The sequence below is a fragment of the Catenibacterium sp. co_0103 genome (assembly GCF_004168205.1).
Lineage (GTDB): Bacteria > Bacillota_I > Bacilli_A > Erysipelotrichales > Coprobacillaceae > Catenibacterium > Catenibacterium mitsuoka_A.
This window is the reverse complement of sequence record NZ_RCYB01000027.1, coordinates 1-21,664: the sequence shown is the minus strand read 5'-3', so window position 1 is coordinate 21,664 and position 21,664 is coordinate 1. Positions and strand designations below refer to the sequence as shown.

Annotated in this window: 25 protein-coding genes; all 25 read left to right on the top strand. The window is 39.8% G+C overall.

All coding sequences use genetic code 11. The annotated features are described in order from the left end of the window. Window positions 1-257 precede the first annotated feature (257 nt). The 25 genes from EAI80_RS06275 to EAI80_RS06150 all read left to right on the top strand — a co-directional run bounded on the left by EAI80_RS06275 (window position 258) and on the right by EAI80_RS06150 (window position 21,536). On the top strand, window positions 258-3,308 hold the full coding sequence (locus EAI80_RS06275) for an SrtB-anchored collagen-binding adhesin (RefSeq protein WP_129981358.1): 3,051 nt from the start codon (window positions 258-260) through the stop codon (window positions 3,306-3,308). A gap of 237 nt (window positions 3,309-3,545) precedes the next feature. Further along, a complete protein-coding gene (locus tag EAI80_RS06265; RefSeq protein WP_055058700.1) occupies window positions 3,546-3,872 on the top strand; it encodes a YdcP family protein in 327 nt (108 codons plus the stop codon). A gap of 15 nt (window positions 3,873-3,887) precedes the next feature. Further along, window positions 3,888-4,271 (top strand): YdcP family protein, encoded by a 384-nt coding sequence (locus EAI80_RS06260; protein ID WP_007286209.1) that lies wholly within the window; start codon window positions 3,888-3,890, stop codon window positions 4,269-4,271. Between the two features lie 96 nt (window positions 4,272-4,367). Continuing rightward, window positions 4,368-4,541 carry a hypothetical protein gene (locus EAI80_RS13345; protein ID WP_172680017.1) on the top strand — a complete coding sequence of 58 codons (174 nt, stop codon included), beginning with the start codon at window positions 4,368-4,370 and terminating at the stop codon, window positions 4,539-4,541. Window positions 4,542-4,892: 351 nt separating this feature from the next. Beyond that, window positions 4,893-5,516: a VanZ family protein gene (locus EAI80_RS06255; protein ID WP_055058701.1), complete on the top strand. Its 624-nt coding sequence runs from the start codon at window positions 4,893-4,895 to the stop codon at window positions 5,514-5,516. A gap of 131 nt (window positions 5,517-5,647) precedes the next feature. Continuing rightward, window positions 5,648-7,027: an FtsK/SpoIIIE domain-containing protein gene (locus EAI80_RS06250; protein ID WP_055058702.1), complete on the top strand. Its 1,380-nt coding sequence runs from the start codon at window positions 5,648-5,650 to the stop codon at window positions 7,025-7,027. Window positions 7,028-7,037: 10 nt separating this feature from the next. Then, the gene (locus EAI80_RS06245) at window positions 7,038-7,442 is read left to right on the top strand and encodes a hypothetical protein (RefSeq protein ID WP_055058703.1); all 405 of its coding nucleotides are present in this window, start codon (window positions 7,038-7,040) and stop codon (window positions 7,440-7,442) included. A 245-nt stretch (window positions 7,443-7,687) separates the two neighbouring features. After that, window positions 7,688-8,884, top strand: a complete 1,197-nt coding sequence (gene mobT / locus EAI80_RS06240) for a MobT family relaxase (RefSeq protein WP_055180183.1) — start codon at window positions 7,688-7,690, stop codon at window positions 8,882-8,884. Window positions 8,885-8,895: 11 nt separating this feature from the next. Beyond that, window positions 8,896-9,030, top strand: a complete 135-nt coding sequence (locus EAI80_RS06235) for a DUF3789 domain-containing protein (RefSeq protein WP_009243011.1) — start codon at window positions 8,896-8,898, stop codon at window positions 9,028-9,030. After that, window positions 9,031-9,252, top strand: a complete 222-nt coding sequence (locus tag EAI80_RS06230) for a hypothetical protein (protein WP_002323342.1) — start codon at window positions 9,031-9,033, stop codon at window positions 9,250-9,252. 67 nt (window positions 9,253-9,319) lie between these two features. After that, window positions 9,320-9,739: a nuclear transport factor 2 family protein gene (locus EAI80_RS06225; protein WP_009243012.1), complete on the top strand. Its 420-nt coding sequence runs from the start codon at window positions 9,320-9,322 to the stop codon at window positions 9,737-9,739. Window positions 9,740-9,830: 91 nt separating this feature from the next. Next, a complete protein-coding gene (locus EAI80_RS06220; RefSeq protein WP_080715024.1) occupies window positions 9,831-10,127 on the top strand; it encodes a conjugal transfer protein in 297 nt (98 codons plus the stop codon). Beyond that, window positions 10,046-10,546 carry an antirestriction protein ArdA gene (locus tag EAI80_RS06215; RefSeq protein WP_129981357.1) on the top strand — a complete coding sequence of 167 codons (501 nt, stop codon included), beginning with the start codon at window positions 10,046-10,048 and terminating at the stop codon, window positions 10,544-10,546. Before EAI80_RS06220 ends, EAI80_RS06215 begins: the two co-directional genes overlap by 82 nt. Window positions 10,547-10,566: 20 nt before the next feature. After that, complete coding sequence (locus EAI80_RS06210) at window positions 10,567-11,070, top strand: antirestriction protein ArdA (RefSeq protein ID WP_117660764.1); 504 nt, start codon at window positions 10,567-10,569, stop codon at window positions 11,068-11,070. A gap of 108 nt (window positions 11,071-11,178) precedes the next feature. Beyond that, a complete protein-coding gene (locus EAI80_RS06205) occupies window positions 11,179-11,577 on the top strand; it encodes a conjugal transfer protein (protein ID WP_129981356.1) in 399 nt (132 codons plus the stop codon). After that, window positions 11,555-14,005, top strand: coding sequence for an ATP-binding protein (locus EAI80_RS06200; RefSeq protein WP_129981355.1), 2,451 nt, complete (start codon window positions 11,555-11,557; stop codon window positions 14,003-14,005). The genes EAI80_RS06205 and EAI80_RS06200 overlap by 23 nt, the downstream gene beginning before the upstream one ends. Further along, window positions 14,005-16,215: a YtxH domain-containing protein gene (locus EAI80_RS06195; protein WP_129981354.1), complete on the top strand. Its 2,211-nt coding sequence runs from the start codon at window positions 14,005-14,007 to the stop codon at window positions 16,213-16,215. Before EAI80_RS06200 ends, EAI80_RS06195 begins: the two co-directional genes overlap by 1 nt. Beyond that, on the top strand, window positions 16,212-17,219 hold the full coding sequence (locus tag EAI80_RS06190) for a C40 family peptidase (RefSeq protein ID WP_129981353.1): 1,008 nt from the start codon (window positions 16,212-16,214) through the stop codon (window positions 17,217-17,219). Before EAI80_RS06195 ends, EAI80_RS06190 begins: the two co-directional genes overlap by 4 nt. Before the next feature lie 16 nt (window positions 17,220-17,235). Continuing rightward, a complete protein-coding gene (locus EAI80_RS06185; RefSeq protein WP_129981352.1) occupies window positions 17,236-18,147 on the top strand; it encodes a conjugal transfer protein in 912 nt (303 codons plus the stop codon). 144 nt (window positions 18,148-18,291) lie between these two features. Beyond that, window positions 18,292-18,606: a DUF6442 family protein gene (locus EAI80_RS06180; RefSeq protein WP_055267761.1), complete on the top strand. Its 315-nt coding sequence runs from the start codon at window positions 18,292-18,294 to the stop codon at window positions 18,604-18,606. Window position 18,607: 1 nt separating this feature from the next. Next, complete coding sequence (locus EAI80_RS06175; RefSeq protein ID WP_005342572.1) at window positions 18,608-18,817, top strand: helix-turn-helix transcriptional regulator; 210 nt, start codon at window positions 18,608-18,610, stop codon at window positions 18,815-18,817. 14 nt (window positions 18,818-18,831) lie between these two features. Beyond that, window positions 18,832-19,161: a DUF3784 domain-containing protein gene (locus tag EAI80_RS06170; RefSeq protein ID WP_129981351.1), complete on the top strand. Its 330-nt coding sequence runs from the start codon at window positions 18,832-18,834 to the stop codon at window positions 19,159-19,161. Between the two features lie 15 nt (window positions 19,162-19,176). Continuing rightward, on the top strand, window positions 19,177-19,407 hold the full coding sequence (locus EAI80_RS06165) for a hypothetical protein (RefSeq protein WP_003060191.1): 231 nt from the start codon (window positions 19,177-19,179) through the stop codon (window positions 19,405-19,407). Between the two features lie 166 nt (window positions 19,408-19,573). After that, entirely contained in the window at window positions 19,574-20,344 is a 771-nt protein-coding gene (locus EAI80_RS06155) for an ABC transporter ATP-binding protein (RefSeq protein WP_003061398.1), read from the top strand. Then, window positions 20,334-21,536: an ABC transporter permease gene (locus EAI80_RS06150; RefSeq protein ID WP_202976610.1), complete on the top strand. Its 1,203-nt coding sequence runs from the start codon at window positions 20,334-20,336 to the stop codon at window positions 21,534-21,536. The genes EAI80_RS06155 and EAI80_RS06150 overlap by 11 nt, the downstream gene beginning before the upstream one ends. Window positions 21,537-21,664 lie beyond the last annotated feature (128 nt).

The window sequence follows — 21,664 nt, the reverse complement described above, 5'->3', positions numbered from 1 at the left end:
CTAAAACACAGTATCTATCAGCATTTTCAAGGAAACAAACACATCAATTTACTACTTATTTACTACTAACGAATGAGCCTTGATACGCAAGTTTTCCTAGATATGCAAAGATATGGTACAGCACATCAGTATTGAAACAAGAAAAAATTGAATAACTCATAGACTATGGAACGCCTAACATGACGTTCCTTTTCTATTTTCAGCCGTTCTTATTGGACGGCTATTTTATTACCCAAAATGAAAGGAGCATTAGATTTATGAAAAAGATGTTAAAACGATTGTGTACGGGCTTCTTAGCTCTTGCAACTGTCGTTACTGCTTTACCAACTACACCCGTTCATGCTGAAAGCAAGCAATACTGGACGGAAAGTGCAGAGCGTGTCGGTATCATTGAAAAAGTAATGAATGACGGTTCTATCGGTTCGACATTCAATGAGGGCATGATGAAAGTTGAGGGCGAAACTGCCTATTGTATTGACATCAATACAGATTTTAAGAATGGCTACAAGACCAGAGCTGACGCAAGCTCACGCATGAGTGCCGACCAGATTTCAGATGTGGCGTTATCCTTAGAGTATGTTAAACAGTATAGCGAAGCTCACAAGGAACTGAACTACAAGCAAGTCTATCTGTTGGAACAATGTGTTGTCTGGCAGAGATTGAGCGTACATCTTGGCTGGCAATGTGATAACGTGCGAGCTTCTTATGATGAAATTCCAAAAGCTACGCAGGACGAAGTTTTCTCTGGTGCAAAAGCCTTTGTCAAAGAGAATAAAGGACGCTATGAATGTGGCGGTTATATCTACTCTGGCGAGGGGCAGGAATTGGGACAATTCTGGGCGAAATTAAATGTCGGAAATGCGAAACTGCAAAAGACTTCCAGTAATACCAGCATTACAGACGGTAACGGGAATTACTCAATCGCTGGTGCAACATACGGTGTCTTTGCTGATAAGAACTGCACGAAACAGCTTACCACCCTTACGACTAATGAAAATGGAAATACGGACGTTGTAGAGGTAACGGCTGGCACAGTCTATATCAAGGAATTATCCGCACCGGCAGGATATAAAGTAGATAAAACAATCTATCCATTGACAATCAAAGCTGGCGAAACAGCGACTTTGAAAGTATCTGATACACCAAAGGTAACAGACACTTTGATTGAGCTTTTTAAGATTGATATGGAAACACAGAAAGACAATCCGCAAGGAAACGCTTCTTTAGCAGGTGCGGAATTTACATGGAAGTATTATGCTGGCTTCTATAACAAAGACAATCTCCCTGCCGAAGCTACTCGTACATGGGTTACAAAGACAATCGCTGAAAAGGACAGCGACGGCACAATCCATTATGTTACAAAATTAGCGGACACATATAAAGTATCTGGCGACAGCTTTTATATGCAGGACGGAAAAGCCGTTCTTCCACTTGGAACGCTAACCGTTGAAGAAACAAAAGCTCCAAACGGTTACTTGTTAGACGGTGCATATATGCAGGCTGGCGATAAGTCCGAACAGATTAAGGGCTTATATGTAACACAGATTACCGAGGACGGCGACCTTGCTGTATTGACTGGAAGTAACCAGTTTTCTGTATCAGACAAGGTTATCCGTGGTGGTGTCAAAATTCAGAAACGAGATTTAGAAACGGGCGATACAAAGCCACAAGGAAGTGCCACTTTGAAAGATACTGCTTTTGACATCATTTCCTTAAATGATAATGCGGTATTGGTTGAGGGCAAGCTATACAAGAAAAATGAAATCGTAAAAACTATTCGTACAAATATTGAGGGTATCGCTTCTACTTCTGCTGATCTCTTACCTTATGGAAAATTCCGTATCGTTGAAAGTGAAGCTCCAAACGGTTACTTGGCAGACGGTGCAAAACCGATTGATTTTGCAATCACAGAAAATGGCAAAATCGTTGATTTAACCGACGAAGTCCACTCTATCTACAATCAGATTAAGCGTGGCGATATTGAGGGCGTGAAAATCGGTGCAGGAACACACAAGCGTCTTGCTGATGTTCCTTTTAGGATCACAAGCAAGACGACGGGCGAAAATCATGTCGTGGTAACTGATGATAACGGGCAGTTCTCCACTTCTTCTGAATGGGCTTCTCATAAGCACAATACCAACGCAGGAAAGACCAGCGAGGACGGTGTGTGGTTTGGAACTTCTGAACCAGACGACAGCAAGGGTGCATTACCTTATGATACCTACATCATTGAAGAAATGCGTTGTGATAGCAACAAGGACTTTGAACTTATCCCACCTTTTGAAATCGTGGTATCAAGAAATAACCTTGTGATTGATTTAGGAACGCTGACTGATGAATACGAAAAAGAAATCTCTATTCATACCACAGCGACCAGCAAAGACGGCGAAAAGACTATCCTTGCAGGAAAAGAGGTAACAATCGTTGATACTGTAAAATTGGACGGACTTACAAAAGGCACAAAGTATCAGCTCAAAGGCTGGCAGATGTTAAAAGAAGAAAATGCCGAGCTTATCATTGACGGAAAGCGTGTAGAAAATGACTATACCTTTGTCGCTGATGATGAGGAAATGAAAGCGGAAATTTCCTATACATTCAATGCGTCTGCTTTAGGTGGAAAGAACCTTGTTACCTTTGAAGAATTGTATGATTTAAGCAATCCAGAAGAACCTGTAAAAGTTGCGGAACATAAAGACATTGAGGACGACGGGCAGACGGTACTTATCACAGAGCGTATCATCAAGATACATACGACTGCTACCGATAAGGACGGAAACAAAGAGCTTGAAGCAGGAAAAGAGGTAACAATCATTGATACCGTAACCTTAGAGGGCTTAGAAATCGGTACACAGTACAAACTTGTGGGCTGGCAGATGTTGAAAGAAGAAAATGCCGAGCTTCTTATCAATGGAAAGCGTGTGGAAAGTGATTATACTTTTACTGCTGACAGCGAAACTATGAAAGTGGAAGTTGCCTTTACCTTTGATGCTACTTCTCTTGACGGCAAACAGCTTGTAACTTTTGAAGAATTGTACGATTTCAGCAATCCAGACGAGCCGAAGAAAGTTACCGAGCATAAGGACATTGAGGACGAGGGACAGACGATTACCTTTAAGGAAAACCCCAAAGTCCCAGAAGAACCAGAGAAACCCGAAACACCGCAGACACCAGATACACCGCATAAAACAGACAGTCCAAAAACTGGCGATAACACGAACCTTTACGGACTGCTTGCATTATTACTAACTTCTGGTGCTGGACTGGCAGGTATCTTCTTCTGCAAACGCCGTAAAGTGAAAAAATCATAAGGCGGTAACGATATAATGAAAGAAAAATCACGTTCTCCACCGAAGCTGTCAAACGGCAGACTTCCGCTTATTCTGGCTTGTCTGCCTTGCACCTGCAAGAACACGGATAGTCAAGGGTGCGAAGCATTGATTTTACCCTTTACTATCTGTGGGATTGCTGGTACTTCCCTAACCGCCAGAATAAGAAATCACAATCAAAAAACTTATCAAATATAGAAAGAAATGAGGTAAAACACTATGGAAATGAAATATGTCGTGCCAGATATGGCACAGTCTTTTGGAACTCTTGAATTTGCAGGCGAAAGCGACCATATTTTTGACAGAGATAAAGATAACCGCAGATTTTTCGCAAGACGAAGCTATAACCTTTATTCTGACGTACAGAAAGGCGAAAATGTTGTGGTAGAAATTCCCGTGCAGGCTGGCGAAAAGCATTTCAAGTATGAACAGAAAGTAAAACTTGTCAATCCGAAGTTATATGGCAGAGGTTACGCAATCGGGGATATGGGACATACCGATTATGTGTTGCTTGCAGATGATATTGTGGCAGTTGAAGAAAAGTAAAGGAGTGAAGCATTTATGAGATTATCAAACGGGTTTGTTATTGACAAAGAGAAAACATTTGGAGAATTAAAATTTACAGCGGTGCGTGATGTGTTCTTGCAGAATGAGGACGGGACACCGAGTACCCAGCTTAAAAAGCGTATCTATGATTTGAAGTGCAGTCTGCATGGTGGAATTATCCCCGTGTCTGTACCGCCAGAAGTGCCGTTAAGGGAATTTCCTTACAATGCAGTTGTGGAGCTTGTCAATCCCGTAGCCGATACGGTATCAAGAAAGACCTATACGGGTGCAGATGTGGACTGGTATGTAAAGGCAGAGGATATTGTGTTGAAGAATAAAGGCAACCAGAACGCAGGCAATCCACAGAATAATAACACGCAGGGACAGCCGAAAAAGTAGGCTTGCCGAATAAATTTTCATTGTAGCGGATATATGGAACTGCTATAATATGGGTATGAAGAAACGGATAAATTCTGGAATTATGGAGGTGTAGTAATGCACAAAACTATATTGATTGAAGAAATTACCATTGAGAATGTAACAGAAAAAATAAATGAAAAAGTACAAGAAATGGAAAAAGACGGTTATCAGATTAAAACCATGTCCTTTTGGGGAACAGATAAAGTTGTGATAATTTTCAAAAAAGGGCTAAAAGGAAGTTTGCTCTAACTTCCAGTTTGACAACTTCATACCTATTCACACAAAGTAGTTAGTCTTAGGATTGACTGCTTTTTTCATACCCAGAAAGGAGTGATTGATTATGCGTAAGATTTGGAACAGAGGACACCTTATCAGAGCCAGCGACCAAAAACATATACCGTATGAACAATCAATTTACTAATACGATAATTTTTTGTTGTAGCAAATATAATACTATTGTTATAATATAAATATGAGGTAAATAAAATTTTAAGAAAAATTTTCGATTTTTCGTTGGATAATTTTTAATTTTTGCTGTTATCCTTATGGAAGAAATGGACTAGCAAATATATAATGAGGCAGTATAAAGGAGTAAAAAATATGTTACCAATTTCCGATATTCTTATTCGCTCAATAAGTGGGTATGTGTTTATAATTCCAGTTCTTATGTTGTATTTTTTGTATCTTAAAAAATCGGGACGAAAACAAAGCATTTTTCATATTACCGCTGTATTTGTATTTTGTTATTATTTATTTGGAATTTTAACTGTAACAGGTATTGGTTATACAAGCACAATATCATTTCGTCCAAAAATTTCTATAATTCCATTTTTGGGTATGATAAGTGGACCAATAGATACCATACTTAATCTTGTTTTATTTGTGCCTTTGGGCTTTTTCTTACCATTACTGTATAAGAAGTATCATCATATAAAGAATGTTGTTTTAACTGGCTTTCTATTTTCCTTATCTATTGAAATTATTCAAATGTTTGGCTGGGGAGCAACAGATATAAATGACCTTATTATCAATACAGTAGGAGCATGTTTAGGATATTTGATATATTATCTGCTGTCAAAAATCTTACCCATTAATTTTAGAAAAAGGCTTCAGTCTGAAAATGTTAATGACATGGTCGAAATAATGTTATATGCAATTTATATATTTATAGTTATGATTACAGTTCAACCATGGGTAGTTCACAGTTTACTTAATATCGGATAAAAGTGAGTATTGATTATGCTTCAATCAATAAAATTAAAATTGCAATTTGGACAACTTAATATTACCACAAATAAAGCAGTTAGTCTTAGGATTAACTGCTTTTTTCGTACCCAGAAAGGAGTGATTGATTTATGCGTATGATTTGGAACAAAGGACACCGTATCAGAGCCAGCGATAAGCACCTTGTCTATCATTTTTCCATAGGGACGCTTCTGTTTGTATTCGTGGCGGTTCTTCTGCTACTGAATACCAAACAGCTCATGCGTACCGATTGGGAACATTTCAGCTTGTTAGAAAACGGCTTGACGCTTTCCCCTTACAACTTCATAACCATACTGATAGCGACTGGTGTTTGTGCATTGGTCGCTTTTCTATATTACCGCTTCTGTTACGACAGTTTCAAGAAGCTTCTGCACCGTCAAAAGCTGGCACGAATGGTACTGGAAAACAAGTGGTATGAAGCCGATACCGTACAAGACAGCGGTTTTTTTACTGACCTGCAAAGCAGATCAAGGGAAAAAATCGTCTGGTTTCCGAAGATTTACTATCAAATGGAAAAGGGACTGCTTCATATCCGCTGTGAAATCACATTAGGAAAATATCAAGACCAGCTTTTACGGTTAGAGGATAAGTTGGAAAGTGGCTTGTATTGCGAACTGACCGACAAGACCCTGCATGACGGTTATATCGAATATACCCTGCTTTATGATATGATAGCGAACCGCATTACCATTGATGAAGTACGGGCAGAAAACGGCTGTCTAAGGCTGATGAAAAATCTTGTCTGGGAATATGACGCACTCCCTCACGCTCTGATTGCTGGTGGGACTGGTGGCGGTAAAACCTATTTTCTGCTGACGCTCATTGAAGCCTTACTGCATACCAACGCTGTCCTTTACGTCTTAGACCCGAAAAATGCGGACTTAGCAGACTTAGGGACAGTTATGGGAAATGTGTACCACACCAAAGAAGAAATGATAGATTGTGTCAATGCCTTTTATGAGGGCATGGTACAGCGAAGTGAGGAAATGAAACAACACCCAAACTATAAGACGGGCGAAAACTACGCCTATCTGGGACTGCCACCCTGCTTTCTTATCTTTGATGAATATGTGGCATTTTTTGAAATGCTGGGGACGAAAGAAAGCGTGAGCTTACTTAGCCAGCTAAAGAAAATCGTCATGCTGGGACGGCAAGCAGGATATTTCCTTATCGTTGCCTGCCAGCGTCCAGACGCAAAGTATTTCTCGGACGGTATCAGAGATAACTTCAATTTCCGTGTGGGATTGGGGCGTATCAGCGAATTAGGTTACGGTATGCTGTTCGGTTCAGATGTGAAAAAGCAGTTTTTCCAGAAGCGTATCAAAGGGCGTGGCTACTGTGATGTGGGAACAAGCGTCATAAGTGAATTTTACACGCCTTTAGTCCCAAAAGGACATGATTTTTTACAGACTATCGGCAGGCTTGCACAAGAAAGACAAGTTATGCCAGAACAACAAGAAAAGGAGTGAAAGAATAACTATGGGTTATTTACAAATGCAACTAATGAATGAAACGACAGAAACAAGTACAATCGGTATTTGCTTAAACATTGATAAATTTTATGCTGATTTAGATTTTACAGCAAATAGCGATTTTGAAAAATGGGACGAATACCCTTTTGAGCGTTTCCATGAAAGAATGAGAGAAATTTTAGAAGAAATGGAAAACAAACAGCAGGAATTACCGCTGTTATTTTCTATTCCTCTGGACGAGGAAATGTCATTCTTGAATATTACATTTTGCTACAACTTTATTGTCATGGATAAAGCCTTGTTTCTGCATACACAACATGAATTTGAGTTTGATAGTGAAGCCTTAGAAGTATGCAGGAATGAAGATGTAGATTGCGTTGTGCTGTATCTTGGTATGAATACTGTTATGTAAGCTCATAATGCAAGGCAGGACGGGACGGCGACGTGCGAAGCGAAAGGCGACGGCACGGACTAGCCGTTGCTGGTGTGGCGAAGCCACGCCAGCAGGTAAAACCCCTCGGTATCTAACAGAGGGGTACGTTTGCAAATGGACAATAGACAAAAAACATAGGAAACATAAGGCTTATCGCATAGTTTCCTTGCAAAATTCAGATGTGAAGTCGCCTTAAAAAACTTCACACTTTACAGATTGGGGGTATGGTTCTGAATGAAGAACAAGGAATAAAAGAATTACGGGAGAAACGGATTGCTTACGGTATCTCACAAGGCAGGCTGGCGTTGGCTTCTGGTATCACAAGGGAATATCTCAACAAGATAGAAAGCGGAAAAATGAAGCCGTCAAAGGAACTTCTTAATACTCTGCAAAAGGAACTGGCAAAGTTCAATCCAGAAGCACCGCTTACCATGCTGTTTGATTATGTAAAAATCCGTTTTCCCACGCTGGATATACAGCACATCATCAAAGATATATTAAAACTGAATATCAACTATATGCTCCATGAAGATTACGGACATTACAGTTATACGGAGCATTATTCTTTAGGGGACATCTTTATCTATACGTCGGCTGACGAAGAAAAGGGTGTCCTTTTAGAGTTAAAGGGGCGAGGTTGCCGACAGTTTGAAAGTTACTTGCTGGCACAGGAAAGAAGCTGGTATGACTTTCTCATGGACGCACTCGTAGACGGTGGTGTTATGAAGCGTATCGACCTTGCTATCAACGACCATATGGGCATTTTGGATATTCCAGAGCTTGCGGAAAAATGCAGGAAACGGGAATATATCGGAAAGTCCAGAAGTTACAAGTTTTACTTGTCGGGCGAGCTTATCAAGCATAGAGAGGACGACAGAGAATATATGGGGCGTACCCTTTATCTTGGTTCGCTGAAATCCGATGTGTATTTCTGTATCTATGAAAAGGACTATGAGCAGTACGTCAAGTTCGGGATACCGCTGGAAGAAGCCGATATTATCAACCGTTTTGAGATACGGCTACGGAATGAACGTGCCTATTATGCAGTACGAGATTTGCTGACGTATTATGACGCAGAGCAGACCGCCTTTTCTATCATCAACCAGTATGTGCGGTTTGTTGATGAAGAACCCGACAAACGAAAAAGCGACTGGAAACTCAATGACCGCTGGGCTTGGTTTATCGGCGATAACAGACAGAGCTTGAAGCTGACGACAAAGCCAGAGCCGTACACCTTAGACCGCACGTTGCGTTGGGTACAACGGCAGGTAGCACCGACCTTGAAAATGCTGAAAAAGATTGATAAGGGAAATGGTACAGATTACATGGAAACAATCGAACAGCAGGCAAAGCTCACAGAAAAGCATGAAATGATAATCAAACAGCAGACGACCCCTGCAAAAGATTTAGTAGAAAGTTAGGAGTGATAAAAATGTGGGTATTATTAAAAGATTTCCTGCTGGTATCTATGGGAATGGGTATCGGTGTAGTCTTGATGTGTATTTTGAATGTCGGCAAAGAAGCTGACTATGAAATGAAACAATTAAAAGAAAGCGAGGACAATTAAATGAATTTCGGACAAAATTTGTATCAATGGTTTTTATCAAACGCACAGAGCTTAGTGCTTATGGCGATTGTGGTTATCGGTATCTACTTAGGGTTCAAGCGTGAGTTTTCCAAACTTATCGGCTTTTTGGTAGTTGCCTTGATTGCTGTCGGCTTGGTATTCAATGCTGGCGGTGTGAAAGATGTACTGTTAGAGCTGTTCAATAAGATTATCGGTGCATAAAATTTTATTGTGGGGCTGATGTATGGGTGCTATAATGTGAAAAAAGAAGTAATCGAGGTGTTCTATTTTGAATGAGAGAGAAAAAATTATTCGTTTATGGTTTGATATGTGGTTGAAACAGCAAGACTTAGGAATGGATAAAATTTTTACAGAAGATGTTGTTTATACGGAAAGCTGGTGTCCTAAATATGAAAATCTTAAAACAGTAAAACATTGGTTTAATGAATGGAATACTCGTGGTAAAGTCATTATTTGGGATATTAAACAGTTCTTTCATAAAGAAAATCAAACTGTCGTAGAATGGTATTTTAAAAATGAAATGAATACGGGAAGCGTTGAAGAATTTGACGGTATTTCCTTAATTGAATGGACAGAAGATAACAAAATCAAATCATTAAAAGAATATGGTTGCAATCTGAATAACTATAATCCATATCAACACAGCGATAACCCTCAATTTAGAGATGAAAAAACAAACTGGTTTTAAAACTTAATCAAATTATATCCATATACATAAAGCAGTTAGTCTTAGGATTGACTGCTTTTTTCGTACCTAAATTTCAGATTGGAGTGATGAAATGAACGATATTTTTAAGGATATGCAGGTAAAAGTCGGCTGTGAGTATATTTCCGACCTGCCCTCTTACAAGCGTAAGGTGTGGCAGGAAATGAAACGACTGAACCCTGCCGATTATGAAGAAAGACAGTTAGAAGATTTTTCTAAATATGTGTTTGGTATGTCGTACCAGACCTTACAAGATGTGATGAAACAACAGAAAGGACGTGAGGAACAATGCAGGAAACAAGGGTGCTGGTGGAAACGAAAGGAACAACTGGCGAAGAAACAATATCATACTGGTTTGAACTGCCGATAGATGTTGCCGAGTTTGAAGAAAAGTTAGGTATCGGTGCAGAAAGTGGGGATTACCGTATTATCGAAAAGGTGTTGCCTTATGCTGATGAAGTCCACGAACATACAAGCGTGTACCAGCTCAACGAATTAGATTTTATGTACCGCCAGCTTTCAAGCGATATGCAAGAAGAATATGTATCACTACTTACGGTGTTTGAGAATTTAGAAGCACTTTATATTTGCAGGAACGTGATTACGGTTTATCCTGACTGCAAAAGCATGATAGATGTTGCAAGGCAAAAGCTGATGAACGACCCGACATTTAAGCATTTATCCGAGGACTGTCAAGAATATTACTTTGACTTTGAAGCCTATGCTTCTCACTTGCAGGAACACGGGAAATTTTTAGTAACAGAACACGGTATCTTTGAACTGCCATAGTAAGAAATGAGGTGGTGCTTATGATTGATGATATGGCGGTTTACATTGCTAATCTTGGCAAATACAATGAGGGCTATTTAGTTGGTGCTTGGTTCATATTTCCTATTGACGAGGAAGATGTGAAAGAAAAAATCGGCTTGAATGAACAGTATGAGGAATACGCAATCCATGATACCGATAACTTTCCCATTGCGATTGGCGAGTATGTTTCCATTGAAGAACTGAACTCTATGTATGAAATGATAGAGGAACTTCCCGACTATATCGTAGAATGTCTGGACGAATTTATCAGTCACTACGGGACGCTGGAAGAAGTCGTGGAACACAAGGACGACATTTATTATTATCCCGACTGTGAAACTATGACAGACGTTGCCTATTACTACATAGACGAATTGCAGGCACTTGGGGACATTCCACCCAGCTTACAGAATTACATTGACTATGAAGCCTACGGGCGAGATTTGGATATGGGCGGTTGCTTTATTGAAACAAGCCGAGGTATGTGCGAGATACCATATTAACGCTGGAAGATCAGCGACAAGCATTGTTGCTACTGACAGCGTATTTCTCTTTTAAGGGACAGTCTGAAAATGGCTGTCCTTTTCTATTTTGAAAGGAGCTGAAAGAACTTGAAAAAGATTAAAAGCTACACGGGTATCTGGAACGTGGAAAAAGTCTTATATGCAATCAATGACTTTAACTTACCCTTTCCCGTTACTTTTACACAGATTACATGGTTTGTGATTACGGAATTTATCATCATTCTGTTTGGGGATATTCCCCCACTTTCCATGATTGAGGGAGCATTTCTCAAATACTTTGGTATTCCCGTTGCTCTCACTTGGTTCATGTCGCAGAAAACCTTTGACGGAAAGAAGCCGTACTGCTTTTTGAAATCACAGATAACCTATGCCCTGCGACCAAAAATCACTTATGCAGGAAAAGCCGTAAAACTGCATAAGCAGATATTGAATAAAACAATCACGGCAGTAAGGAGTGTGAACTATGTTCCCGATAAAATATATTGACAATAACCTTGTCTGGAACAAGGACAATGAGGTGTTCGCCTACTATGAGCTGATACCATACAACTATTCTTTTCTATCCGCAGAGCAGAAATTTATCGTGCATGACAGTTTCCGACAGCTTATCGCACAGTCCCGTGAGGGTAAAATTCATGCGTTGCAGATTGCCACAGAAAGCTCAATCCGCAGTATGCAGGAACAGTCAAAGAAACTGGTAACTGGAAAATTAAAGGAAGTTGCCTGCCAGAAGATAGACGAACAGACCGAAGCGTTAGTATCTATGATTGGGGACAATCAAGTGGACTACCGCTTTTTTCTTGGCTTTAAGCTCATGGTTACGGAAGAACAGCTCAATCTGAAGAACATCAAAAAATCGGCGTGGCTGACGTTCACAGAATTTCTCCATGAAGTGAACCACACGCTGATGAATGATTTTGTTTCCATGCCGAATGATGAAATCAACCGTTACATGAAAATGGAAAAGTTACTGGAAAATAAAATCTCCCGTCGCTTTAAGGTGCGTCGCTTGGAAATCAATGATTTTGGGTATCTCATGGAACATCTTTACGGCAGGGACGGTATCGCTTATGAAGATTATGAGTACCAGCTACCAAAGAAAAAATTGAACAAAGAAACGCTGATAAAATACTACGACCTTATCCGTCCGACAAGGTGTGTGATTGAAGAAAGCCAGCGGTATTTACGCTTGGAACATGAGGACAAGGAAAGTTATGTGTCCTATTTTACCGTCAATGCGATTGTCGGCGAGCTTGATTTTCCGTCAAGTGAAATCTTCTATTTCCAGCAACAGCAATTCACATTCCCCGTTGATACTTCTATGAATGTAGAAATCGTGGAGAACCGAAAAGCATTAACAACCGTACGCAACAAGAAAAAGGAATTGAAAGACCTTGACAATCACGCTTATCAAGCAGGAAGTGAAACCAGCTCAAATGTGGTGGACGCTTTAGACAGCGTGGACGAGCTGGAAACGGACTTAGACCAGACAAAAGAAAGTATGTATAAGTTAAGCTACGTTATACGGGTGTCTGCACCCGATCTTGACGAGCTGAAACGCCGTTGTGATGAAGTCAAAGACTTTTACGACGACCTCAATGTAAAGCTGGTACGTCCTGCTGGGGATATGCTGGGGCTTCATTCTGAATTTTTACCTGCCAGCAAGCGATATATCAATGACTATGTGCAGTATGTAAAATCAGACTTCTTGGCAGGGCTTGGCTTTGGAGCGACCCAGCAGTTAGGGGAAACTACGGGTATCTATATGGGCTATTCCGTTGATACGGGAAGAAATGTGTACCTGCAACCGTCTTTAGCTTCGCAGGGCGTAAAAGGTACAGTTACCAACGCTTTAGCGTCTGCTTTTGTCGGTTCGCTTGGCGGTGGAAAGTCGTTCTGCAACAATCTTCTGGTGTATTATTCGGTGTTGTTTGGCGGTCAAGCAGTCATTTTAGACCCTAAAAGTGAGCGTGGCAACTGGAAAGAAACACTTCCAGAAATCGCCCATGAAATCAATATCGTAAACCTAACAAGCGATAAAGGCAATGCAGGACTTCTTGACCCGTTTGTGATTATGAAGAATGTAAAAGACGCTGAAAGTCTGGCAATCGACATCTTAACATTCCTTACGGGTATTTCCTCTAGGGACGGCGAAAAATTTCCTGTGTTACGTAAGGCGGTTCGTTCCGTTACCCAGAGCGACAAACGAGGCTTGCTCCATGTGATAGACGAGCTACGCCGTGAAGATACGCCCATAGCAAGAAATATCGCAGACCATATCGACAGCTTCACGGACTACGACTTTGCACACCTGCTGTTTTCAGACGGTACGGTAGAAAATGCAATCAGTCTGGATAACCAACTCAATATCATTCAAGTAGCGGACTTAGTATTGCCAGATAAGGACACGACCTTTGAGGAATACACGACCATTGAATTATTGTCGGTGTCTATGCTGATTGTGATTAGTACTTTTGCCCTTGATTTTATCCATTCGGACAGAAGCATTTTTAAGATTGTCGATTTGGACGAAGCGTGGGCGTTCTTAAATGTGGCACAAGGCGAAACCTTATCAAATAAGCTGGTGCGTGCTGGACGAGCTATGCAGGCAGGCGTTTATTTCGTTACACAATCTTCTGGGGACGTGGCAAAGGAAAGTCTGAAAAACAATATCGGCTTAAAATTCGCTTTCCGTTCTACTGACATCAACGAGATAAAACAGACCTTAGAATTTTTCGGTATCGACAAGGACGATGAAAACAACCAGAAACGGCTTCGTGATTTGGAGAACGGACAATGCTTATTGCAGGACTTATACGGGCGTGTCGGTGTGGTACAGATACACCCAGTTTTTGAAGAACTGCTACACGCCTTTGATACCAGACCGCCCGTACAGAGAAATGAGGTGGAGTGATGAAAGAAAGGATAAAAGGTGCGTTCACAAAAAGGAAGATACTTCACTTTCTCAAAATGGCTCTGTTCATGGTGGCACTCTCCCTTATCCTGCTTTCACTTTTGGGGACGGTGGCTCATGCAACGGGACTTGTAGACGATACTATCAATGCAGAAAATCTTTACTCAAAATATCCGTTATCTAACTACCAGCTTGATTTTTATGTGGATAATAGCTGGTCGTGGTTGCCGTGGAACTGGCTGGACGGCATTGGAAAATCGGTACAGTACGGGCTTTACTGCATTACCAACTTTGTCTGGACGATAAGCCTTTATTTAAGCAATGCCACGGGCTATGTGGTGCAGGAAACCTATAAACTTGATTTTATTAACGATATGGCAGACAGTATCGGAAAAAGCATACAGACCCTTGCAGGCGTAACACAGAACGGTTTTTCCAGCTCTGGCTTTTATGTCGGTTTCCTGCTTCTCATTATCTTAGTGGTGGGACTTTATGTTGCCTATACAGGACTGATAAAACGGGAAACCAGCAAGGCACTTCACGCTGTTATCAACTTTGTGGTGGTGTTCGTGCTGTCCGCTTCTTTTATTGCCTACGCTCCCGACTATATCAAGAAGATAAATGAATTTTCATCAGACATCAGTACCGCTTCTTTGGACTTGGGAACAAAAATCATGCTCCCCAACTCTGACAGCGAGGGCAAGGACAGCGTGGACTTGATACGGGACAGCCTATTTTCTATTCAAGTGGAACAGCCGTGGCTACTTCTGCAATTCGGTAACAGCAACACAGAAGAAATCGGGGCAGACCGTGTCGAAGCTCTTGTATCGGCAAGTCCAGAGGACGAGGACGGGAAAACCAGAGAGGAAGTCGTGAAAACAGAAATCGAGGACAACGACAACAACAATCTGACAATACCGCAGGTAGTGAACCGTTTAGGTATGGTGTTCTTCCTACTGTTCTTCAATTTAGGGATAACGATATTTGTATTCTTGCTTACGGGCATGATGTTGTTTAGCCAGATACTTTTTATTATCTTTGCAATGTTTTTACCTATCAGTTTTCTACTTTCCATGATACCGAGTTATGAAAGCATGGCAAAGCAGGCAATCGTGAGGGTGTTTAATACCATAATGACACGGGCAGGAATAACGCTCATTGTAACAGTAGCGTTCAGCATTTCCAGTATGTTTTATAACATCTCCACGGACTATCCGTTTTTTATGGTGGCGTTCTTGCAGATAGTGTGTTTCGCTGGTATCTACATGAAGCTGGGCGACTTAATGAGTATGTTCTCACTTAATGCTGGCGACAGTCAAAGCATGGGACACAGGATTTTCCGCAGACCGTATCTGTTTATGCGACATCGGGCTAGGCGTATGGAACACCGTATTGCAAGGGCGGTAAGTGCTGGCGGTATTTCGGGCGGTGTCGCTGGTGCGGTTGCTGGAAGTGCCGTTGCTGGCAAACGGGCTGAAAGAAAAAATACCGCTTCTAAAGAAAATCGGGGCAATACCACTTCCAGCGTGGGACAGCGTGCAGGCTCAAAGGTGGGTGCTGTCTTAGATACGAAAAATAAAGTGAAAGACAAGGCAAATGCTGTCAAAGAGAATATCAAGGATATGCCGACACAGACCGCTTATGCGGTGTATTCCACAAAGGAAAAGGCAAAGTCCAGCGTGTCCGACTTCAAGCGTGGCATGGTGCAGGAACAGCAGTCCAGACAGTCGGGACGATTGGAAAGGCAGGCACAGCATAGACAGAGTATCGCTGACAAGCGTATTGAGCTTCAAAAGGCACAAGAAGCAAGGCAGGCACAGCGAAAGACGGACGGATCAGCGACAACGGGAGCTACCCGTCCCCATGAGCGACCAGCCACAGCTTCAACCATTCCAAAGCCGAGTGCGGAAAAAATGCAGGAAGTGAAACGCCCTGCCACAGCGACCACTTCAAAAGCAAGTGCGCCAGTCAAGACGAATGTTGTAAAAGAGCGTCCGTTATCTTCTGGTGCTTCTGATAGAAAAGCGACCCAGCCTGCACAGCCAGTACATAGGCAGAATGTAGAAAAAGTGGTATCGCAGGAAACACACCAGAATGACACCAAAGACCGCAGGATAAAGGTTCAGCAAACGCAAACCGTCCAGAAGAACCAACAGACCATAGAGAAAACTCGTAACCTTGTAACGAAGAAAGGACAGAAGAAAAAATGAAACTGAAACATATCGCTCTTATCGGCAGTCTGTTTCCTATCCTCTTTTCTCTGGTGCTTTTCTTTGGGGTGCTGATTAGTGCGGACAGCGACGATGAGAACAGCAACTTTTCTTCTGGCATTACGGGTATGAACTTATCCGCAGAAGTCTTGAAACATCAGCCTATGGTGGAAAAGTACGCCAGAGAAAGCGGTATCTCCGAGTATGTCAATGTGCTACTTGCTATCATTCAAGTAGAAAGTGGCGGTACGGCAGAAGATGTTATGCAGAGTTCGGAAAGTCTGGGTTTACCGCCCAACTCTTTAGATACGGAAAGCTCAATCAAGCAGGGGTGTAAGTATTTTGCGTCCCTGCTTTCTTCCTGCAAAAATCAAGGTATCGACGACTTGAATGTAGCAATACAGTCTTATAACTATGGCGGTGGCTATGTGGGTTATGTAGCTGGAAAAGGAAAGAAACACACTTTTAATCTTGCAGAGAGCTTCGCCCGTGAAAAGTCGGGTGGAAAGAAAGTAACCTATACTAACCCGATAGCCGTTGCGAAGAACGGGGGCTGGCGATATGGTTACGGAAATATGTTCTACGTCGAATTACTCAATCAATATCTGACCGTGGCACATTTTGATAATGCGACGGCACAAGCGATTATGAATGAAGCGTTGAAATATCAAGGCTGGAAGTATGTATATGGTGGCAGTAACCCGAACACTTCCTTTGATTGTAGCGGACTTGTGCAATGGTGCTATGGAAAAGCTGGTATCTCTTTACCGAGAACGGCACAAGCACAGTATGACGCTACCCAACATCTCCCACTCTCGCAGGCAAAGGCTGGGGACTTGGTGTTTTTCCATTCTACCTATAACGCTGGTTCGTATGTAACCCACGTCGGCATTTATGTAGGAAATAACCAGATGTACCATGCAGGCGACCCGATAGGATATGCAGACCTAAGTAGTAGTTACTGGCAACAGCACTTAATCGGTGCAGGACGAGTAAAACAATAGAAAGGACTTGAAAAATATGTTTAAGAAGAATAAGAAACAGACAGAAACTATCAAAGAACCAAAAGAAAAAAAGGTGCGTACTGTCAAGGTAGGCACACATAAGAAAACCGTGATTGCGTTGTGGGTGGTGCTTGTCGCAAGCGTGAGCTTTGGGGTGTATAAGAATTTTACGGCTATCGACCAGCACACCACCCATGAAAAAGAAATCATTGAACTTCGCTTGCAGGACACCAACGGGATAGAAAATTTCGTGAAGAATTTTGCGAAGTCCTATTACACATGGAATAACAGCAAAGAAGCGATTGAAGCAAGGACGCAGGCAATCAACGGTTATCTGACAAAGGAATTGCAGGGCTTGAATGTGGATACCATTAGAACCGATATACCAACCAGCTCCACGGTTACAGATGTGATTGTATGGAGTATCGAACAGTCGGGAACGGACACTTTTTCTGCTACCTACGAAGTAGATCAGCAGATAAAAGAGGGAGAACAGACAAGCAATGTGAAAGCAACCTATACTGTAAAAGTCTATGTGGACGCAGACGGGGATATGGTAATCGTTCAAAACCCTACCCTTGCACCAGCAGTTGAAAAATCAGACTATGAGCCTAAGACACCAGAAGCAGACGCAAGCGTGGACGCTGATACGGTAAATGACGCTACCGCTTTTCTGGAAACATTCTTTAAGCTGTACCCAACAGCGACGGAAAAAGAGCTTGCTTACTATGTATTGGGAAATGTGATTGAACCTATCGGCAGGGACTACCTTTATTCTGAACTGGTAAACCCTATCTTTATAAAGGACGGCGACAATGTGAAAGTCAAGGTTGCGGTAAAATTCATTGATAATCAGACAAAAGCGACGCAGGTATCGCAGTATGAGCTTGTGCTACATAAGGATAGTAACTGGAAGATTGTAGGATAAATGATATAGCGTGCATTTCCTATCAGATTTGCACGCTTTTACAAAACGACAAGAAAACTGTGCAAAAATATTGACTTGTAATGACCGAATGCTATAATATAAATGACAAGTGTACTTGGTATTATTTGAAAGGAGCGTTATATAATGGATAAAGAAAAAATACTATCACAAAACAAAAAAGAGAATCTATATCTTGATGAATACGAAAAACATATTAAACTTCAAGGGAAATCTTTTGGCTTAATGTTTGTTTTATTTATCTGCATTTTAATTCTTTTCATTAAAGCAGTTTGTAAAGAACCTTACTATGACATAATGACAATTATTGGGTCTGTGGCATTTGGCTCTATGGGTTATGAAGCACATATTTCAAAAAATAAATCCAAATTTGTTATTGCTTTATTCTTTCTTCTATTTATGGGGTATTACTTTTATAAATTTTTAATGATAGGTTTATAGAATGGACGAACATTTAATTTTGCGAAACAGATTAAAAACTGTACGAAAAGAAAAAAAATTATCACAAACAGAATTAGCTGAACTAGTCGGGGTTTCTCGGAATACAATTAGTTCTATTGAAACTGGACAATTCAATCCAACAGCAAAATTGGCATTAGTGCTTTGTATAGCTTTAGATAAAAAATTTGAAGAATTATTTTATTTTGATTAAAGGAGAGAACGATTATGGAATTAGAGGAATTGATTGTTGAAATAGTTATAGGATTGTTTTTACTTTTTATATCTTATCAAATAGGAATAAAAGAGAATATTACTTTATTACATGGTTATCATTATACACAACTTGACCCTAAAGATAAAAAGGTGTTTACAAAAAAAATAGGAATAGGCACTTTACTGGTTAGTATTGGTATTCTTGTTATGCCGATTATCAATTTAATCTCTCATTCTGAATTAGGCTATTACATAGGTCTTATTTTGATTTTTGTAGGAGTGTTTTATATCATATTCATCATTGTAAAATACAACGGAAAACTTATTAGCTTTAAAAAGTAGAATTGAGGTATGAATATGATAGGACTGAACAAAAGAGATATAAAAAAGGCATTGAAAGCTGGTGCAAAAGCTGGCGGTGTATCATTGGCTGATGTTCGGGCGGATATTGAAGCTACGATTGATGAAGCTATGAATAGCACCGACCCAGAGGTGCAGGCAAATTTCAAAAAGTATTTTGGGAATAAACGCCCTACACCAGAAGAATATATTTATATCATTACGAAAAAGACAAAGGCAAAATTATAATAAAAGGGTCGTGGAAATGCTTCACAAAATTGTGATCTGCATTATCACGGCTCTTTTACTCTCTGTTTACTTTCAAAACTGTAAGTGTAATTGAATACTGCCCTTGCTATAATTTAATTGTATTCCAAAACAAATAAATGTGGCAGGAAGAAAGGAGCGATTTTTAATGGAACACATTTTAAATTTAGAGCAAGTAAAAAAATACTACGGGGGTAACTCTGGAAATATCACAAAGGCAGTAGACGGTATTTCTATGTATGTAGATAAGGGCGAATTTGTCGCAATCATGGGAGCTAGTGGTTCTGGAAAGACTACCCTATTAAACTGTATCTCTACGATTGATACTGTAACCAGCGGACACATTACAGTCAATAATCAAGATATTACCAAAATCAAGGATAAAGATTTTGCTGATTTCAGACGTGAAAATTTAGGGTTCATTTTTCAAGATTTCAACCTTTTAGATACTTTAACGATTGGAGAAAACATTTCTTTATCATTGGTTATCAACAAACAGAACCCTACTGATATTGAGAAAAGAGTTCATGCTATCGCCGATAAATTGGGTATTCGTGATATTTTATCGAAATTTCCTTATGAAGTTTCTGGCGGACAAAAACAGCGTTGTGCTTGTGCTAGAGCCTTAATCAATGAACCGAAACTGATTTTAGCTGATGAACCGACGGGAGCTTTGGACTCAAAAGCTTCCAGATTATTACTGGAAACAATGTCTGAAATCAACAAGAAAATGCAGGCTACTATTTTAATGGTAACACATGACCCGTTTAGTGCGTCTTTCTGTGAACGTATTTTGTTCTTGAAAGACGGTAAAATATTCAATGAAATTTTCAGAGGGGAAAAAAGCAGAAAAGATTTCTTCAATGAAATACTGGATATATTAACCTTGCTCGGAGGTGAAGTGGGAAATGTTAGGTAAGTTAGCGTATAGAAATACAAAAAGAAATATTAAAGATTATTTGATTTATCTGATAACCGTTACTGCATCCTTTTCTCTTATATTTGCTTTTAATTTGGTGGCAAGTTCTGATGAAATTGTAAAGTTATGTTCCAGTATGGATGCATTTAAGAATTCATTGTTCGCTGTAAATATCCTTATTATTTTTGTGATATGCTTTTTGATCAACTATACAACGAAATTTATGTTTGAAAAAAGAAGTAAAGAATTAGGAACATATATGCTTCTTGGCATTAAGAAAAAAGAAATTGCCCACTTAGTTATAATTGAAAATATACTGTTGGGAATTTTAGCATTTGTATTAGCTATTCCTATTAGCTTTTTATTCAGCCAGTTTGTGTCGTTAGTAATTGTAAACTTACTGGGTATTCCAAAAACTCTCTTTATTTCTTTGAATTTTGTTTCTATTGGACTATTGATAATTTATTTTTTAACTATTTATGTTTTGGTTTTACTTAATCTATTAAGAAGAATAAGTAAAATGACGATACGTGATTTTCTTTACTTTGATAAACAAAATGAAAAGAAAATGTTCCGTGACAGTAAAAAAAGAAATGTCATTTTTGTTTTAAGTATTATTCTTGGTGCGATTTCTCTTTTTCTCTGGAATTCACGTTGTACTATGGATAATTTTAATAAGCAAGAAACACTTACCTATTTGATGGTAAGCGTAATCATGTTGATTATCAGCATTTATGGTATATCTACAACTTGTGCAGATATGTTCTTGACTGTTTTGTTAAAGAATAAAAAAATGAAATATCAAAATGATAATCTGTTTGTAGCAAGAACATTTGCTTCTAAAGCAAGAACAATGAGCTTCACATTTGGTACATTGTCTATGTTGATTTTAATTTCACTGCTGGCTCTGAATTATTCTAGTATCAACAAAGCTTCGTATGATATCAGCGTGAATTTAAATGCACCATATGATGTACAACTCTTTGATGATAAGCAGGTATTTGATGAATATATTCGAGTAATTGAAGAAGAATATACGATTGATAATACCATTGAGTACGACATTTATAAAGAGCCGAATCATCAGGTACAAAATTTTTTCCAATCAGAATATTATGATTTTGACCCAGTCTTGAAGTTAAGTGATTATAATAGACAATATGAAATGACGAGGAGGAAACAAAAAAAGTAACTCTCCTTAATTGTTCAATCGTGGATTTACCATTATACTTTGAGTAGAAATAAAAATTCATAGTATTGTGGGATTACCGCAAACAAATAAGGAGGGTTACCTATGAATAGAATAATAAAAATTGGGAT

Excerpts from the sequence above, each read along its gene's own strand:
- EAI80_RS06275 (WP_129981358.1), top strand. The coding sequence starts at position 258 with ATGAAAAAGATGTTAAAACGATTGTGTACGGGCTTCTTAGCTCTTGCA.
- EAI80_RS06155 (WP_003061398.1), top strand. The coding sequence starts at position 19,574 with ATGGAACACATTTTAAATTTAGAGCAAGTAAAAAAATACTACGGGGGT.
- EAI80_RS06245 (WP_055058703.1), top strand. The coding sequence starts at position 7,038 with ATGGGTTATTTACAAATGCAACTAATGAATGAAACGACAGAAACAAGT.
- EAI80_RS06255 (WP_055058701.1), top strand. The coding sequence starts at position 4,893 with ATGTTACCAATTTCCGATATTCTTATTCGCTCAATAAGTGGGTATGTG.
- EAI80_RS06235 (WP_009243011.1), top strand. The coding sequence starts at position 8,896 with ATGTGGGTATTATTAAAAGATTTCCTGCTGGTATCTATGGGAATGGGT.
- EAI80_RS06150 (WP_202976610.1), top strand. The coding sequence starts at position 20,334 with ATGTTAGGTAAGTTAGCGTATAGAAATACAAAAAGAAATATTAAAGAT.
- EAI80_RS06190 (WP_129981353.1), top strand. The coding sequence starts at position 16,212 with ATGAAACTGAAACATATCGCTCTTATCGGCAGTCTGTTTCCTATCCTC.
- EAI80_RS06195 (WP_129981354.1), top strand. The coding sequence starts at position 14,005 with ATGAAAGAAAGGATAAAAGGTGCGTTCACAAAAAGGAAGATACTTCAC.
- EAI80_RS06165 (WP_003060191.1), top strand. The coding sequence starts at position 19,177 with ATGATAGGACTGAACAAAAGAGATATAAAAAAGGCATTGAAAGCTGGT.
- EAI80_RS06215 (WP_129981357.1), top strand. The coding sequence starts at position 10,046 with ATGCAGGAAACAAGGGTGCTGGTGGAAACGAAAGGAACAACTGGCGAA.
- EAI80_RS06200 (WP_129981355.1), top strand. The coding sequence starts at position 11,555 with ATGTTCCCGATAAAATATATTGACAATAACCTTGTCTGGAACAAGGAC.
- EAI80_RS06230 (WP_002323342.1), top strand. The coding sequence starts at position 9,031 with ATGAATTTCGGACAAAATTTGTATCAATGGTTTTTATCAAACGCACAG.
- EAI80_RS06260 (WP_007286209.1), top strand. The coding sequence starts at position 3,888 with ATGAGATTATCAAACGGGTTTGTTATTGACAAAGAGAAAACATTTGGA.
- EAI80_RS06220 (WP_080715024.1), top strand. The coding sequence starts at position 9,831 with ATGAACGATATTTTTAAGGATATGCAGGTAAAAGTCGGCTGTGAGTAT.
- EAI80_RS06170 (WP_129981351.1), top strand. The coding sequence starts at position 18,832 with ATGGAATTAGAGGAATTGATTGTTGAAATAGTTATAGGATTGTTTTTA.
- EAI80_RS06210 (WP_117660764.1), top strand. The coding sequence starts at position 10,567 with ATGATTGATGATATGGCGGTTTACATTGCTAATCTTGGCAAATACAAT.
- EAI80_RS06175 (WP_005342572.1), top strand. The coding sequence starts at position 18,608 with ATGGACGAACATTTAATTTTGCGAAACAGATTAAAAACTGTACGAAAA.
- EAI80_RS06180 (WP_055267761.1), top strand. The coding sequence starts at position 18,292 with ATGGATAAAGAAAAAATACTATCACAAAACAAAAAAGAGAATCTATAT.
- mobT (WP_055180183.1), top strand. The coding sequence starts at position 7,688 with ATGGTTCTGAATGAAGAACAAGGAATAAAAGAATTACGGGAGAAACGG.
- EAI80_RS06265 (WP_055058700.1), top strand. The coding sequence starts at position 3,546 with ATGGAAATGAAATATGTCGTGCCAGATATGGCACAGTCTTTTGGAACT.
- EAI80_RS13345 (WP_172680017.1), top strand. The coding sequence starts at position 4,368 with ATGCACAAAACTATATTGATTGAAGAAATTACCATTGAGAATGTAACA.
- EAI80_RS06185 (WP_129981352.1), top strand. The coding sequence starts at position 17,236 with ATGTTTAAGAAGAATAAGAAACAGACAGAAACTATCAAAGAACCAAAA.
- EAI80_RS06250 (WP_055058702.1), top strand. The coding sequence starts at position 5,648 with ATGCGTATGATTTGGAACAAAGGACACCGTATCAGAGCCAGCGATAAG.